The following is a 16422-nucleotide window of genomic DNA, read 5'->3' as shown; positions in this document are numbered from 1 at the left end:
GATGAATATGGGAGGTGTTCGGATGAAGTTGCCAATCAAGGCTGTTGTCTCCCACGAGAACGTCAATTGTCGATTTATCGGTCTCCATTAAATCGGTGATAGGATTAATTGCTATTAATCTATTGTGCAAATGCGGTCCTAAGGGATCTTTCAGAAGATTAAGCACCGTAGAAGCAAATGCCAGCTTGTCTTTATCCAGTTTTCCAAATTGATTTGTCGAAGGATCGTAACCACAAATCATCATTACGTCGTTTGACTTAAATACACCAAGGCCAATTGATTGTTTCTCATCAGATAGACCCATTATCTTAAACAGATCGTAGATTCTATTTTTAAACTTTACTCTCTCGGGTTGAAACAATTGCCTCACTTGAATGAACTCCTTATGCATTTAAGGTAATCGTGCTATATATCGAAGCATATTAAACGTTGATAGAGCTTATTTACCCAAAATCCCTCTTAAACAGGTCCCTCGTAAACGCCTTGTCCGTCACGTCCGCGAGCTCGTCGCTCCAGCGGTTGGCAACGATCCCGTCGCAGCCGGCCTTAAAGACCTCCAGGTCGTGTGTGACCTCGGAGCCGAAGAACTCTGGTGCGTCCAGCGTGGGCTCGTAGACCACCACGGGCACGCCCTTGGCCTTCACGAACTTAATGACGCCCTGGATTGAGCGCACGGAAGTTGTTGGAGTTGAACTTCTAGTGGTGACGCTGGCGTGCGCTTCGGTGGCCTTTGAAGGCAGCAGCCTAATCGGCAGGGCCCTCTCTGACCATCAACGCATACTCATCAAGTCTGACATCATGAGGGAAGGAGCGGTGTGCGGCAGGGATCTCAAGGCCTATTCGCTTTTCATCAAGGACTCCACTAGGCGTCTTCGTTGACCACCGACGAGGCCGAACCAGCGGTATTCTTATGCAGTTGGCATTACGCGAGAAAGGCTAGCGTTGCGTGACTTCAACCACACTAGGATTGTTTCCTATGGCCGCAATGACTGGGCTGTAGGAGCTTTCATGGACCGTTGTCTTCATATCCTGAAGGAGGGTCCTCGCATTCAAATCGCGACGATTAACGACGCGATAGAAGCTCATCAGCTTAAGCTCACTTTCGAAACGGTCCCCGAACTGTTCAAGGAAGCTGAAGTCGGCGATATCGCAAGTGCCGTCGCTACGCTCTTCGCGAATGCTTGCAAGTATACGAGGGAGACGCTCGCGTCTTCGGGAATCCTTGGTATTTACGAGGGACTCGAGATGCAGTACGCCACTCAGTTCTGGAGCCTGCTGCACGCTTGCGGCGCAGAGACGCTGATCTCCAGCGAAGGAATCTCCGAACTTCTCTCGCGGCACATCGAATGCCTAGCTCCTATCTTGGAGAACGACAAACTCGTCAAATTATTCGATACAGAGCTAGGAAAATCACTGATCGAGAATCCGTATTATTCCGCTGAGCTGATCATCCACGAGTTCGCTACGGAATCAAGGAGCCAGAACGCAATCTACCTCCCCAAATGCCTTTCCCAAGGCGACTTCGATTCGATAATGACCGGCTACCTCGACGACCAGCGCGCCAACCCGAATTGCATGGAGGCCCTTTTCAATTGGCCTTCCGGCGCAACAAAATGCAGGTTCTCTCCGTCGCCGGACGTCAAAGTGCGCGCAAATCGGGCCCACGATAAAGCCATGGATGAGCTATTCCGGCAAGGTACTGGATTTGAGTACGGAGCCGGGGTGCTGATCGACCCTGAACAGATTGCTTGCAAGGGCGTAAAGTTCGAAGGCCTAACCTTGACCTACAGTTTTAGCGAAACGTGGCTCGCCAAATACACCGATAATGCAAGCATCATGAACAATTGCAGATATCTACTGGACGTAGTAGACCAAAGCGGTCTCATGGCCGCACCTGCTCACTCCCACGAAGAGAGAGGTCTGCTTGCGATGCTGGGTTCCCACGTGCTGGGGGAATACCGAATGAATACGATCTCCAAGGTGCGGGAATCACTAGCCAATGTCGAAGTTGTCGCATACGCAAATTTCCTCGAAAGCCGCGGTATAAGGTTCGAAGATGCACTCGAATGGACGTACAACGTTTACTTTGCAGAGGAGTACTCAATCAGTAATTTCAGCTTGGCGCTGCCGTCAAGCGGAGCTTCGTGGCTCGACAAATGCAAGTCGATAGGGCCAGAGATCGAGCGCGCCGTTAAGTCCTATTCAATATATTCGAGGATTGGAAAAATCGACGGAGACTATTTCCCTTATGAGAGCTTTAAAACTTTTGGAACCCTCAACGCGCTCTCTGAGAAAAAGTACGCAATCGACGGAGCCTGCTTTAACAGATGGGGATTCTATCTGTTCTCCGACCAGTGCATGCTGACATACAGAAGAGGCCATAACGACCATGCTCGCTGCTTTTTCGATTTGATTTCGAATGTTATGGTCACCTTCGACGATTTTGATGCTGCATACGTCGAGGTGCTCCAGCAATTAGTCGACCGACAGCTAGTAAGTGCGTGCGAAGAAACAGGCGCTCTCTCCCCAACACCTCGATCAATTTGCCTGAAGGCCGTTTGGGATAATGGCGCAATTGCGCTTGGGGGATGCGGAGACGGTGATTTAGCGCTCATCGATGGCCTTGTCTCAGACGAAATGCTGTCGTACTGCGGCAAGCTGTTCACACCCGACGAGGCTGCATATCTCGATTACATGTTCAACGACGCCTCTTTCCCTAACTCACAGGGTCTCAGGAACAGATACGACCATGCGCATTCACCGATCGCCGACCCTGATGCGGTGAACATTCGATCCGATTACTATCGCATGCTGACCTTGCTCGTCGCGATTACACTCAAGATAAACGATGAGCTGTCGGCCGCAACGGGCCGCGGGTACCTCGAGAACTTCGTAGATTGGCCATATTACGACAAAAGCGTCTTCGAACTCGCAAAGAAGTTAATCGCAAAGAAGCATGAAGCTGTCTGTAATGCTGAGTCAGAATAGTTCCAATGACGGTAGTTCCGAACCTGCTTGATCAGAATCGGAAAGCCTTTCCGTTTCTCCATGGCGAATTCCCGTCAGGCACCTTGATAACCATTGTGATGGCCTCAGACGGCGCGACTCGGCGTCATGCAGTCGCTCTGCCGCCCCGGTATAAACGAGCAACACGAGCCCTCATGCCACACATCAGAGGAACGGAACCGGCAATCCTTGGCCTTCACGCGCATCATGACACCTTGGATGGAGCTTGCGCGGAAGTTGTCGAAGCCGGTCGTTGTCAGGCTGTACACGCCCACGTCCGATTCCATTTGCCGTCGTAGACGCGACAACAAATATTTACGCGTTCTGTTTGATTCGCTTGAACAGTTCCGTTTCCTTTAATTCAAACATGGCACATTGGCCTGTTTTGATCCGGCTCCAAAGCCAATCAAGCTCTTCTGCCGCATTTTGGCCTAGCTCGACTTCATTGTCGTCAAGATGCTTATCGGTCTCAACGCAAACATAATCTGACGCAATAGGAAAAGAGGTAATGAATGAACTAACGGGAGAGAACTCATGTGATGTATCAAAACTAGCAAGACGGCAGATGTCCGCGAGCGGAACGTTGACTCCGCCAAGTTGTCTCGCGTAGTCACCCATATCTGAAAGGTACAGACCGCCTGACGGTCTAGCCGAGTTGCTAAATGCATCAAGCATGCCAGTTATATGAATGGCAATTACTTTTTCTGAGAATAGTGCAGTGAATAAAACAGCAGTTGCCTCGTATAACGTTAACTTATCTAGCTCATCAAGAATGTCTTTGATGTTAGACAAATCAATATAGTGCAGGTTTGAGACATAATATGTTGCCTCCTTCAACTGAGGAAATGTTGACTTAATCGCATTCACCCAATTGCGGTAGAAATCCGTCTTGATGTAATGCTCAACAAAATCGCTTCCCAAACAATTATCAATAAAGTATTGTCCGAATTCGATTGTCATACAATCAGGGAATCTGTATCCGCATTCGGGATCGCTCAGTAATATGGGGAAAGGATCGACGGCAAGTCGAAAAATTGCACAGACCTTTACAGTAGTCGTGAAATAATCGGTGAAATCCTCTCGAATATGCTTCGCGCTTTCGGGAACCACCTCGTAAGGCTTGGTATAAAAGGATTCGTGGCCTTGTTTGTGAATATACTTGTTCGCCCTCTTATTGAGCTTGCTGATTAGCTCATCAATTTCGGGCATTTGTTCAAGAAGGTCTCGATATTCAATATCTTTTGAACGCAGCATTTTGGACAGTTCGCTAAATGAGGGGAACCTGTCGAGCGAGACCCATTTCTCATATTTAGCCTTGCGCTCAGATTCTTCTAGATTCGAAAACAACGTACCGACAAGGATGATCTCTCCAGCTTGTCTAACTGAATAAAAGGCAGCGTCGAAGTAACCTTGATGAATTAGATCTAGCGAGTTAGCCAAAAGCTGACAGGATTCAAGTAAAAACTGGTTGAAAGATGGCGTAGAGACTAAACCACTAACGGATTCCGCCAATTGTCCTACGCAGCCATAAAGACGACTGTAAGCGAGCTCATCCTCCCTTGCCACGTACCGCAGTGGATGATGTCTCCAGCTGAACATCTGACTATTTATGTATTCGTCCTTAAAGTTCACCTGAGTCAGCTTCCAAATCTAATTCCGGCACAGGGTTCTATTCTAATTGGTAACGTTTTCAAACTCGCAGCAATGAAAGCTGGCGGGTCTTGCGTTTCTTTAGAGCTTAAGAGTTTTTGATCAATGGACTAATAGCATTGAGATTAGATGCGGCATCGACCGTCTTAGGCACCCAATTATTAGCTCAGCGCCATATAGAGCCCGTTAGTTTTATTTGGTGCTGAATCGCACCTCGTATGTTTTGCTGACATAGAGTCTTGTATGAATCGGCAAGAGCATTCTCTTTCTCAAAGAGATCTTTCCGTTGATCGGGCTCATGTAACTTTTCAGAAGACTGTTCAAGCGTCCATTGATATTCCCTTGCATTCTGGAGCATCTTAGTAAATAGAATCTGATACTGATACATTGAAAACAAAAGGGATTGATAAGCTTCTATGAATTCGGCAATTGCCTCTCCACTCTTTCCCTTGAAGCAAAATCTCGCCTCCATGGCGAGCGATCTCATTTCATCAAGTTTTAAATGCAATTTGAGTTGAAGGTCGGCATCTAACACCTTATTAATTGAGGCTGAAATTGATTGCAGGTACGTGGTGTTAGTCAGCCATACAAATAGTAGGTCGATAGCCATTTGCGGTTCGTCATCATGTTCCAAGTTCTTCGCGTTTTTTGCGTAAACACTTATGAGTTTATCGACGGTTATCCATATATTTAAACGTCGATTGAATAGAGACTGTTTATTACTGAGACGAGCTTGGTAACAAGAAATGAGCAATGCGATGATTGCCACAATCGCTGAGATGTACTCAGGTAGATTCCTTAGGTCCATTGTCTCCTCCTCCCTTGACACGTACTGCAGTGGATGATGTCTCCAGTTAAACAGTTGTCCACTTACACCTTCATCCTTGAAGTTCATCTGGAACAGCTTTCGAGTCTAATTTCAGTATTGGCCCTATTCTTGTTGCCACGGTTACTAACAATCGGTAATGAAAGCCGGCGTATCTTGCCATAGACAAACGCGGGGATATCTTTGGGTTACGCGTGGTTGTCGACTCAAGAAAGTTCAATCGAGCTCTCTGCAACCTCAATACCGGGTGCGTATTTCTCTATCAACGCGTTCAGAATCACGCGGTTGCCAGGTGTCATTTTTGGAGAAGAAACGATCTTCATTGATGAAAAAGCTTCATCGGAGATAGCAAGATCGTAAAAGGGCGGGATTCCGGGGTCGCATTTATCGAGCACGACATCAGTTGCTCTGAGAATCTGATCTAACCGAACGTTTATTACGGAATCGATACCTATGGGAACAGCCGTCAAGATATAGCGCCATTCTTTCTGATACGACCATGCAGTTGTTTTGTGAACTCCAAGTGCATTTAAATCAGCTACGAGTCCGCCGTTTTCAAATACGTTAATTACCTTTGGAAACAAAAGAGACTCATCATTTGTGTATTCAACCTCATGAAGAATCTCACGATCACGAGCCGTTTCAAAAAAGTGGTAATTCTTATCCCAAAAATCCTCGAGGGGCAGATGAAGGCCATCAAATGAACCACCAGGGGCGTTCAAAACCGCTTCACTTGATAACATATGGAGGCTCTCATTTGAAACAGAATACTGCTTAAACGGATAGCTCTTCATCTGGATTCTTACTCCACATTCAGCTCCAGCATACTCGCGCCACATGGGGATGCTCTCCTCATCAGAAGAGGTCCAACAACTGACGAGTTTCATTTTTCCAAGATTTTGAGAGTCTGCTGAACGCTGTTCTTGTGGGTCGTCAACCTTATCTAACCGGCTGAACCTGATAGTTCGATTATGCAGAATCAAGGCCAGCGTATCTAGGCTTGCATAATGATAGAGAACGGCGGGTGCTTCCATGTTTGGCTCCTAGCTATAACAATGAGTCCATATCACTGTTCATCAAAATTTATAGACGCGATCGTCGACGCTCCAATGCCAATTAAGGCGGCGCACCTTAATCCTTGCCTTGCGAGTGCAAACGCGGAGATGGCCAGAGATGACCGTCGCTGGCATATCGCTTTCACACCCACAGCTCGATGATTGACGCACATGTGCACCACGATTTACGCCGTGCATGCACATCAGCGTTAAGCCCAATCGTTACCACAGCCCACTTCCAATGAAATGGAATAAGACACTACGAAATACCATAATTTCCCGAGCCATCAAAATGCAATCGCGAACCATTTCAAGCAAATAGGTGTTGCCTCGAGAATCGTTGGTCCCATCCTCACGCAAAGTGCGAATGACTTGAGTCGCGCAGTCGAAATCCGTCCGATTATGACTAAATGCATTGCGCAGAACGGGATTCCAACACTGCTTGATAAGGCCAGTAAATGAGCCCGTACCGACAGCGTTGAATCGCTTTACCTTAGGGGCTACAGAAAGTTTGTCGAACGACTTTGCACCTAGGTCTACGCCTTTGGGCATGACATCGAACGCCCCGTTACATTCGATGTTGTCGAGCCCGATAAACAGAACAAGCAGGCTGCCAATAAGCTCATATTCCCGACAATAAAGCTTCTCAATATCACTAGGAGTGCAGCAGAACGTACCGTACTTTTCCAAGTCATAGGCGTCTCCCGCCATAAGAAAAGTAAAACCGTTGAGGAGAACCGGATAAGATTCGGCTACGGAATCAAGAACTTCGTTGATTTCAGCAAGCAGCGACTTGGCAGTCATATTGGTTTTAAGGTAGTAACCTGCTAGGCCGGAAAGCGCCTCTGCCTCTAGACCAGAAACGAGTTTTTCGCATTCAACAGCGCGCTCATGCGCGTCGCTCCCTGCAATCATGGGGAGACCGAGCCAAGACATTCTCGCGATTCGGCTCAGCAAGGAAAAGTGCCGATTGTCCTCGCCTAACAGTTTGCGCTCGAATTCCGAAAGAACCTTATCCGCATAATCGTCATGCCCATCGCAATACAGTTGAAGAGCGGTCCTCAGGGTAGGCCAGTCTTCGCGGTAATAATGAAGACAATAAACCATATCGCTCACGTACTCGCTGAGTTCATCAAACGGAATCAGCCCAGAGGCTCTGATAAAGGGGCTTGTCATGCAGGCACAATTTTCTACAGATAATTTATATGACGGAAGCTCACCAGATAACTCCACCATAACTCTGGCGCAATCTAAATCTCCACCCATGGAGGCTACCGTGCCAGGGTCGAGATTAAAATCAATCAAAGCGCAGCTCTGGTCAAGGTGAACCGCTCCGTCGATGCGGTTCCGGCACTGCGGACACAAGTATCTAACCGGATAGTCATTAACAAATCCAGCCTGGACGCGCACACGATGCACGCATCCACATACTCCGCAAGTGACAAAGAAGTTCTTAACCACAAAGACCCCTATTCAACCTCGCTGATCGCGCGAATCAGAATTAATCATCCGATGTTAAATCTGATGCAAAGGCTATAGAAGAGAATTACTAAATCTCCTCGTATCTCCCGCGAACATTCTCGAAATCATGCTGTCATCCTTATTCTGATCGCGTCGGAAATGTTGGTGTAAGGGCGGCACCCCAGCGCCCGTTTAACGAAGAACGGCCTTCGTCCTAGAATCTGAAATCACCACAACAACAGGTTCTGGGAAAGGACGATGACCGCTATGGAAATCTTATCAGACCCGACGCCGGACATGCTCGTCATGCCCCGTTTCGATGACGGCGCCATCGACATGCAGGAGCTGCTTCGCAGGCTCGCCGAGCAGGTCGTGAACGCCGTGATGGACGCCGAGGCCGACCAGCTGTGCGGTGGCGGGGCGAACAGCCGAAACGGCTACCGGGAGAGGGTCCTCGCCACCTGCGTCGGCACGCTGACGCTGCGCATCCCGAAGCTCCGCACCGGCAGCTTCTTCCCGGACGACGCGCTCGAGCGCTACCAGCGCGTGGACCGCGCCCTCGTCGCCGCCGTCGCCGAGATGTACGCCACCGGCACGAGCACCCGCAAGGTGCAGAGGGTGGCCGAGAAGATGGGCGTCTCCAGACTCTCGAAGGACCAGGTGAGCGCCATCGCCTCGAGCCTGGACGCAGACATCGAGGAGCTCCGCGCAAGGCCCCTCGACGGCTCGCCGGTGCCCTACGTCTGGCTCGATGCGACCTACGTCAAGTGCCGCCGCGAGGGGCGCATCGCCTCCACCGCCGTGGTCACCGCCATCGGCTGCGATGCGGACGGCTGGAGGCGCGTCCTGGGCGTCGACGTGGTGGACACCGAGTCATACGTCTCGTGGCCCGCCTTCCTCAGGAAGCTCCGCGACCGCGGCGTTGGCGGCGTGGAGCTCGTCGTCTCGGACGCCCACCCGGGTCTCGTCCGCGCGCTCGGCGAGGTCTTCCAGGGCGCCGCATGGCAGCGCTGCGCCGTCCACCTCATGCGCGGCTGCATGCGTGAGGCGGGCTCCCGGCGGCCGAGGCGCCGCGTGGGCAGGATCGTCTCGCAGGTGTTCCGCGGGCGCGGCGCCGCCACCGTGACCGCCATGTACCACGCGGTGTGCGACATGCTGGAAGGGTGCTGCCCGAGGGTGGCGGCGATCCTCGAGGAGGCCGAGCCGGACGCCCTGGCATAGCTCGACTTTCCGCCGTCGCACTGGAAGCGCCTGCGCGCCAACAACGTCCAGGAACGGACGAACCGCGAGATAAAGCGCAGATCGAGGGTGGTGCAGGCGTTCCCCTCGACGGCATCGCTGGCGCGTCTGGCCGGCGCGGTCATGTGCGAGCAGGACGAGATGTGGCAGGAGTCGAGGTACTTCTCGGAGGCAAAGATGGGCGGGCTCTACGACGAGGGCCGCACGCGCGGGATCGACGGGACGGTCGACTGGGCGCGGCTGGAGGCGGAGGCCAGGAAGATGGTCGAATCGGGCCTCGAGCTTGCGGACAGGATCGAGGCGGCATAGGATATCAACCGTGTTCCAGGTTCCAGGACGCCGAGCCGACTCGCTTCTGATCGGGCGCTACACCAACTTTCGCGACACTACCGTCTCTGCTGAAAAACTGATGGACCTGCCAATAGATTTTGCTCTTGATATAAGGAAATTCAGATTGTTAGTTACGTTAAAAACAGTGCAGATACTCGTGAACTATCGCTGTCGAATCAGTCCTTTCACTATGACAAGAGTTATGCAGCGCTTGCGGCGAACTATGGGATACCTTCTAGAAGGGGGAATGACCGCTTTCCCAGTTGATGACTAGGCGATGATAAATCGGAAATATCATAGAGCATAGAATGATAGGAAGAGATCTTTCAATAGAGGTAGGGGTGCCTCAGCTTTTGCCGAGACACCCCTACTGAATGACAGCTGAAGCATCTTGAATTAGGTTCAGGTCATCGACACTATCTGCCATCGCATGACATTATGGAAAATGCCAACGAACGTCATTGTGCTCTGTATTATTTTAATCAGTAAAATAATTACTAAAGGCGAAAGCTATCATGCAACTTCTAGATACTTTACGCTCTCGCCGCGTTCGAATTCACCTATAACTTCACAGGTGGCTTTGGTGATATCGCGATCAATGCCGCCTTCGCGGCGAAGTGCCTCTTCACCTGTGGTGCCCTTTTCGACATCGGCGATCATTCTTAGGAAAGAAACCCATTCAAAGCGAATACCTTCACCGTCTAGCTGATAGAAATAGCGTCTGTTATCGGCTGGGTCCTCGTAGCGGATTTCGAAATAATCAGTCTTCCACCAGGGCGCAGGAACATATATGTAGCCCTTTGTGCCCGATACAACTAGACTGCCCTCAGACTTAGCGCCTGAGCCAACCTTTGCTGTTGCCACGGCGTTTGGAAACTCAACGTCAAGCCTCGAGAACTCATCAAAAGTCTTGTCGTTTTTTTCGCACAAGGACGAAATGCGTACCGAGTTAGGTTTAGTACCTAGTATCTGGAAGATTGGCAATAATGCCGTCGGGCCCCATGCCGTCATGCTGCTCCAAGCAGTGTCGCGATGCGTATCAAAAGGAGCACGATTGGTCTTAAGATTGGTTATAGTAGCATCGACTGAAACGACCTCGCCAATACGTCCACCGGTAACCAACAACAGCATGCGTGCGTAGGCGGTTGAATATGCCGTGCGCAGCGAGTCCATCAACACAAGGCCTCGCTCGTCGGCTAATGCGAAAAGCTCGCTGCATTCCTTAGCGCTCTTTGCGATAGGCGCTTCGCACATCACATGCTTGCCGGCATTTAAGGCTCGTTTCACCTGTTCATAATGCCGATCAGGATGCGAGTGAATATACACAATGTCGACCGCATTCAGTAACTTACCGTAATCATCCGTTACAAGCTTGGCTCCAAGTGGACCCTCATCTAGCAAGCTGCGATCTTCAACACAAATACCGACAACCTCGAGACCATTTACCAAACCGCATTCAGCAAAAACGCGATTCATATAGTCGGTATATCCAACTAAACCGCAGCGAAGTTTAACCGAACTTCGGATTTCCGTAGAAGATACACCACTGGTTCGCTCGAGGTACACAACCTTGCAGTACTCATTCAGATAATCGAATTGGCCCTCCCAATCCGATCCCACAGTAAAGATATCGACCCCATAGCGCTTGATGTCGTCGATTTTCTGGCCTTCGTACTCTTCGACAACAATCTTGTTCGCAAGCCCGGTTGAACGCACTGCTGCGATGCGTTCTTCAAGCGATTGTTGAACGTTAATCTTGCCGCGTTGTTTGTCAAAGTCATCCGACGTAACGCCAACGATTAGATAGTCGCCTAAGGCCTTGGCGCGCTCCAACAGGCGGACATGCCCGCGATGGAGATGGTCGTAGGTGCCGTAGGTTATGACCTTAGTCATGTTTAGGCCTTATCCAGCTCAATCAGCGCTTCCATGAATCGCTCCATCGAAAGCTTAGGGCCAGTGGTAACCCTCAGGCAGCTGCCGAAAGTGCCAATACCGTCATACTCTTTAATGAGGATGCCCTTCTCGGCCTTCATGCGGCGAACGATTTCAGAAGCGTCGCTAAACGGCTTAATGAACATGAAATTGCCTTCGCTGCTTCGATATTCATAGCCATTACGGTCAAGTTGCTCAACGAGCCACTGTTTGCCGGCAAGCTGATTCTCGATCATGGAATCGAGCATGCCTTCGGTTTCCATGATTTTCTTTGCAAAGAGCATGGCAAACATATTTACATTGTGGGGAGTATTCAGCTTCTGTACGAGAGCAACTCCCTCAGGCCATCCTGCTACATAGCCTAAACGAGCTCCAGCAAGCGAGAATAGCTTGGAAAAGGTGCGGGTTACAAATACGTGATCATGAGTGAGGGCGTATCCGATGGAAGTCTCGGGGCAGAAATAATGGTATGCCTCATCAACGAGGACGGTAATCTGACGGCGTTCCGCTTCCTCGAAAAAGCGCGTCATCTCGGTCTCGCTCCAGGCATTGCCCATGGGGTTATTCGGATTAACAAGAATTAACAGCTGCGTGTCATCGCTGATTTTGGAGATCACATCATCCACCGTGATAGTTAGGTCATCCCTATAAGGGACCGGCACAAAATTGCGCCCATACATCTTCGAGTAGACCTCGAACATCGCGTAAGATGGTGATACACAAACGATCTCGCCGCTGGGCGCAGTGAAGGCCTCAATGATGTTACGAATGCCCTCGGAAGACCCGTTAACAAGCGAAAGGTGCTCGATGTCCGTACCAAGTCTTTCAGCGAGGAATTCGGTAAACTCAAGTGTCTCCGGGTACTGGGCTACCATTTCGGGTGTCACACCCGAAAGAACTCCGTCGATGAACTCTTGAGATAGCCCCTCGGGGTTCTCGTTCAGGTCAAGTCTGAGGTAACCCTCGCGCTTGTTCTGGTCAAAAATGCGGTGGAGGTTAACTAGCCTCTCGTTGATGTAATACATGAATAAATACCTTTCGCCTTCGATTAAAAATTGTTAAGGACAGTAACGAATGAGCTGCCTGTCGATATTTCCACTTAGGGTTAGTTGTATGAGTGGGCTTTGCACTACAAGCGTCTAAATGAAAAGCAGTTACCGTCCATGCCCGCAAACCAAACGAACAAGCTTCCAGGGAAGCATTCGCCTAATTCTTGCCATCAAGCTAATCTTTGGAGCCAGCAGCCTTTCGAATGCCAGCTTGTGGTCACCAGTAGAAATCGCTCTTTCGACCTCATCGGCCAGCCTCTCATCATCAGCAGAACGAGAGGCTGGCTTGACGAGATTTGAGTTATTGGCAGCAATGCTTTCAACGGTTGATTTAATCCACTTACATTCATCGGCACAGCACTCATTAAAGAAGCGCTCGCCATTACTAGTGTTTATCAGGACCGCGGAAACGCCTCTTCCGTCAGAAAAACCGGGATGAACGGAGTCGATGCCCCAATAATCTCCTATCGTGATGTCTCCAACGCGTTCAAGTCTTGCAAAGGGACATTTGTAACAACACCTCCGATAGATGACCCCTTTCGTAAAGGCTGCGAAATATGGGTCATCACGGGCGGGCCCCAGCACCTCGTGTTTTCTACCTCGACGATAGAAGTAGTAATAATAATTTAGTCCCCACCCCATCTTTTTGCTTCTAAAAGAATAGCCATGGATGCCGTCATCGGTTTTGCTCTTCGTGGCAAGCCATTCAAGATATGCAGCAAAAATCTCCTGCTTAGGTGTTCCGTGACAGATGAGATCGACGCAAAGCAAGTTATTTGCAATGACTTGCTTTGGAACTGTTTTTTCAAGATATTTTCGAAGTCCCGCTATCTGGCATGGCGTACCGGAATATAGCACTACGGTATTCTTGCAAAGAAGGTGGGCACACTCTTCATATGTATCTGCAACGTTGCTCTTAACGTATTTAGATCCTTGCAGTTTATACAAGTCATCGATCCGCTTTATGCAAATATGACGGACAGTGCCGTTGTCGATAAGGGAAGCTCCAAAAACGGCACCACCAACACGAAGAACAGAGCGAGCAAACAAAGCAAAAGCGCCACCAGAAGCGGAAAGCTCAAGGCTTTTCGAATCAGAGTCCTGAAGTGCCACAGCACAACGTGCTTTTGCGAACAGCGCATCGAAAGAGTTCGATGGAAGTTCGTCTTGCAACCTAACGCCTCCTAACCAATAACATTCCAAAAGCCTTACGTCGCTCTTCCCTATCGAGTAGAAGGAGGGATAGCTCCGTATAACCGATTGCTGCAGAAATAAGACAAGAAATCAGAAAGCACGCCCAGGAAGAAAACGGCAACGCTTTCGAAAGAATTGCAAATGTTGCGAGAACAACGAAAAGCCCTACAGCTTCTTTACCAAGTGGTTTATAGAAACTCGATCCACGCAGACCCAACACATGAGCAGCATAAACGGGCTGTACAAAACAATGTCTAAACGTCATGACAACGGAACTGACGGAAGCGATTACAAAGAGGCCTTCAAGCTCTGTAAATAGCAGAAGGGACAATTCAATTGCGAAGACGAGTAAGCTGAAGCCTAAAGTAATAAGAACCGACCCCTTTATCTTATTAGTAAGGGTATTGGCATAGTAAAGAGGCTCAACGAGCGCGCTCGCGAGTAACGAGACAACAGTCAGAACAGATAGTCTTTGAATCAGAAGGAGCTCTGACACGTCTCGTCCAGGAAGCCATAGTTCATAAAAATGAAGACCATATGCAACAAAGCCCGCGAGCGGCACAATCATGACCGCGGCTGTGAATCTCATTGCAAAGCCAAACTGTTTAACAAGCTCGTCAGTTTTCTTTTTGGCATAAAGCTCGGCACATTTGGGATAGAAAAGGCTGGAAAGACTATTTGAAACGGATAACAAGGCATTGGGGATCGTCTTAGCAACTGATAAAATCCCCATCTGGTAGGCACCGACAAAGAGATTCGAAATCCACAAATCAAGACCGGTAAGCAAAAGCTTGTTTATTGACTCGATGCTGACCCATAAGCCGCTTTTGAGAATTTCAAGCACTCTTTGAATTGAAAAGCAGGTCGCTTTCACCCGGTATTCTGGAGCAATACGTCTCGTAGTCCAAATCTGCAATGCAAGGAATGCAACCGATGCGACAACTGCAGCGGCGCTGTAATACCACATATGTGGAGCTACAGTCAAAAAAAGAATACACAGCAACATTGCCCTTATGACGGAGGACACAAGCTGGGCAATGGAGTTGAGGTATAGCTGGTTCTTGATAAATGCGGCAATTCCAAAAACAACAACGACAAGACTAAGCGCACAATTGAAAAACGCCAACAAAATCATAAGCTGGAGATCTTCAACTAGCCCAGGCGAAACCGACACGACCGATTCGATATTTGCTGCAAGCAGAACGGATCCAGCCAACACGGCGACGGCCATTACGCAGTTTGCGAAAAACACGGAGGAATAATAGGACTCCGCACTCTCTTGGTCCCCGCTATGGTGCGCAATCGTGATATAACGACCTGCTAGCGAATTTAAGGCAGTAGTAATTACAGCCACATAGCTTACAAAGTTGTTAACAAGACCAACAAAGCCATAGGCTTCTGCCCCCATTTTATCTAGGACAATTGGGGTCAAAAATAAGCTGATGACCATCTGGGCAACAATGACAGACACTTGCGAGATAAGGTTTATCGCAAAAGCGGTCTTGCCCTGTAATATTGGAAGCGGTTTGATCTGCTTATTCATCACTCGGCAACGCCTCCATTTGAGAGATATGATCTCAGGTAGTTGAGCGAGCGTAGCGACTCAGAGCTTCGAATCTTGTCTGAAGATTCGAAATCTGGTTTGATTTCGAGAACCTTGCCCAATTTATCAATTGAGCTAAGTCGCCGATCAGAAAGGTTGAGTCCGTCCAGAAGCGACGTTAGTTTCTGGACATTGCCTCCTTGGCCGTTTCGGTCTCCACGGGGAATCGTCACAAAAGGCGTATGGGTAACGATAGAAAATATGCTTCCATGAAAGGTATCGGTTAACACATAATCAGCTGCTCGAAAATATGGTAAAACCTGGTCAGGGCGGCATCGAATATGGCGATCGCGCACGGGCTGGTCCTCACCTAATGCGATGAGTTCAAGTCCGTGGGAATGAGCAAATTCGAGAGCCTCTCTGCATTCATCCTCGGTAAATCGGAAGCTGTAGCCGTAAAGAATCATGAATCCACTCTCGTTGCAGGGAGACCAGTCTTCGTTCTCCACTCCACCGACGAGTACAGGATCAAGATGCATGATTGGGGCTTTTCCCGTAAGCCTACTTACAGTGTCAACGGAATTCGTGTCACGAACTGAAACCCCCTCGAAACAATTAAGGCAATCCCCTATTTCCCTAGCCACCCCATAGTGGTCAAGTTTTTCATACGTCGTATTGCCGAACGAAGCGGCATAGCTTATTACTTTACCTGCATTGGCGCGCCTCCCAAACAATTCAAGGGAGTAACCAATATTGGAACCAAGCTGGAGGCAATTAAACACTTCATCGCTGCCTATGACCAGGACGTCGCATTTCGTGTTGTAGTGTCGTCTATCTGTGATTCCTAGCATATCATCGCAACTAAACATTACGGAACGCGATGAGACAGCATCCCCCTTGAGTGCCTTTTTTATTGAATGACCCAATGATGAGGATTTAAACCACTGTCCAACTTGTCTCATCTCGCATCGAAGGGTTTCCTTTATGTCCCCTTTATGCAAGATATCGGGCTCAATGTGATAGTCGACGAAAACCACCTGATGACCCAAGGATTCAATCATTCTTTTTAGTGAATAGGCTTGCAAGAAAGACCCGTAATTGGGAACTCGGTGCATTGTCATAATTCCAACGAGCATA

The 16422-nt window shown here is 49.2% G+C and carries 13 protein-coding genes and 1 pseudogene; 2 read left to right on the top strand and 12 right to left on the bottom strand.

Annotated features, from left to right (window positions below; genetic code table 11):
• Both DW003_RS08805 and DW003_RS08800 read right to left on the bottom strand, forming a co-directional pair.
• The coding region (locus DW003_RS08805) for a hypothetical protein (RefSeq protein ID WP_147352197.1) at window positions 1-370 on the bottom strand (370 nt) is incomplete at its 3' end.
• A gap of 73 nt (window positions 371-443) precedes the next feature.
• On the bottom strand, window positions 444-674 hold the full coding sequence (locus tag DW003_RS08800) for a hypothetical protein (RefSeq protein WP_199665675.1): 231 nt from the start codon (window positions 672-674) through the stop codon (window positions 444-446).
• A 334-nt stretch (window positions 675-1008) separates the two neighbouring features.
• Between DW003_RS08800 and DW003_RS08790 the strand changes: the two genes are divergently transcribed.
• The gene (locus DW003_RS08790) at window positions 1009-2988 is read left to right on the top strand and encodes a hypothetical protein (RefSeq protein ID WP_118388668.1); all 1980 of its coding nucleotides are present in this window, start codon (window positions 1009-1011) and stop codon (window positions 2986-2988) included.
• A 104-nt stretch (window positions 2989-3092) separates the two neighbouring features.
• Here DW003_RS08790 and DW003_RS10010 read toward each other — a convergent pair whose 3' ends face one another.
• From DW003_RS10010 to DW003_RS08765, 5 genes are all read right to left on the bottom strand, one after another.
• Window positions 3093-3293: a hypothetical protein gene (locus DW003_RS10010; protein ID WP_199665674.1), complete on the bottom strand. Its 201-nt coding sequence runs from the start codon at window positions 3291-3293 to the stop codon at window positions 3093-3095.
• Between the two features lie 28 nt (window positions 3294-3321).
• Window positions 3322-4638, bottom strand: coding sequence for a hypothetical protein (locus DW003_RS08780; protein ID WP_118388666.1), 1317 nt, complete (start codon window positions 4636-4638; stop codon window positions 3322-3324).
• A 184-nt stretch (window positions 4639-4822) separates the two neighbouring features.
• Window positions 4823-5464 (bottom strand): hypothetical protein, encoded by a 642-nt coding sequence (locus DW003_RS08775; RefSeq protein ID WP_118388664.1) that lies wholly within the window; start codon window positions 5462-5464, stop codon window positions 4823-4825.
• Between the two features lie 224 nt (window positions 5465-5688).
• Window positions 5689-6516 carry a DUF2971 domain-containing protein gene (locus DW003_RS08770; protein ID WP_117758082.1) on the bottom strand — a complete coding sequence of 276 codons (828 nt, stop codon included), beginning with the start codon at window positions 6514-6516 and terminating at the stop codon, window positions 5689-5691.
• 243 nt (window positions 6517-6759) lie between these two features.
• A complete protein-coding gene (locus tag DW003_RS08765) occupies window positions 6760-7998 on the bottom strand; it encodes a hypothetical protein (RefSeq protein WP_147352196.1) in 1239 nt (412 codons plus the stop codon).
• Between the two features lie 258 nt (window positions 7999-8256).
• Between DW003_RS08765 and DW003_RS08760 the strand changes: the two are divergent.
• Window positions 8257-9546: pseudogene (locus tag DW003_RS08760) on the top strand (IS256 family transposase).
• A 534-nt stretch (window positions 9547-10080) separates the two neighbouring features.
• On the opposite strand, the gene DW003_RS08755 reads toward DW003_RS08760, so the two are convergent.
• The 5 genes from DW003_RS08755 to DW003_RS08735 all read right to left on the bottom strand — a co-directional run bounded on the left by DW003_RS08755 (window position 10081) and on the right by DW003_RS08735 (window position 16421).
• The gene (locus DW003_RS08755) at window positions 10081-11460 is read right to left on the bottom strand and encodes a Gfo/Idh/MocA family oxidoreductase (RefSeq protein ID WP_118388660.1); all 1380 of its coding nucleotides are present in this window, start codon (window positions 11458-11460) and stop codon (window positions 10081-10083) included.
• Between the two features lie 2 nt (window positions 11461-11462).
• Window positions 11463-12524, bottom strand: coding sequence for a histidinol-phosphate transaminase (locus DW003_RS08750; RefSeq protein WP_089571871.1), 1062 nt, complete (start codon window positions 12522-12524; stop codon window positions 11463-11465).
• 129 nt (window positions 12525-12653) lie between these two features.
• Entirely contained in the window at window positions 12654-13721 is a 1068-nt protein-coding gene (locus DW003_RS08745; protein WP_158551192.1) for a Coenzyme F420 hydrogenase/dehydrogenase, beta subunit C-terminal domain, read from the bottom strand.
• A gap of 1 nt (window position 13722) precedes the next feature.
• The gene (locus DW003_RS08740) at window positions 13723-15285 is read right to left on the bottom strand and encodes a lipopolysaccharide biosynthesis protein (protein WP_118388658.1); all 1563 of its coding nucleotides are present in this window, start codon (window positions 15283-15285) and stop codon (window positions 13723-13725) included.
• Entirely contained in the window at window positions 15285-16421 is a 1137-nt protein-coding gene (locus tag DW003_RS08735; RefSeq protein ID WP_158551193.1) for a polysaccharide pyruvyl transferase family protein, read from the bottom strand. Before DW003_RS08735 ends, DW003_RS08740 begins: the two co-directional genes overlap by 1 nt.
• Between the last annotated feature and the right edge of the window lies 1 nt (window position 16422).

It is taken from the genome of Collinsella sp. AF36-3AT, from assembly GCF_003475205.1.
Lineage (GTDB): Bacteria > Actinomycetota > Coriobacteriia > Coriobacteriales > Coriobacteriaceae > Collinsella > Collinsella aerofaciens_AF.
This window is presented reverse-complemented; position numbering and strand designations above follow the sequence as displayed.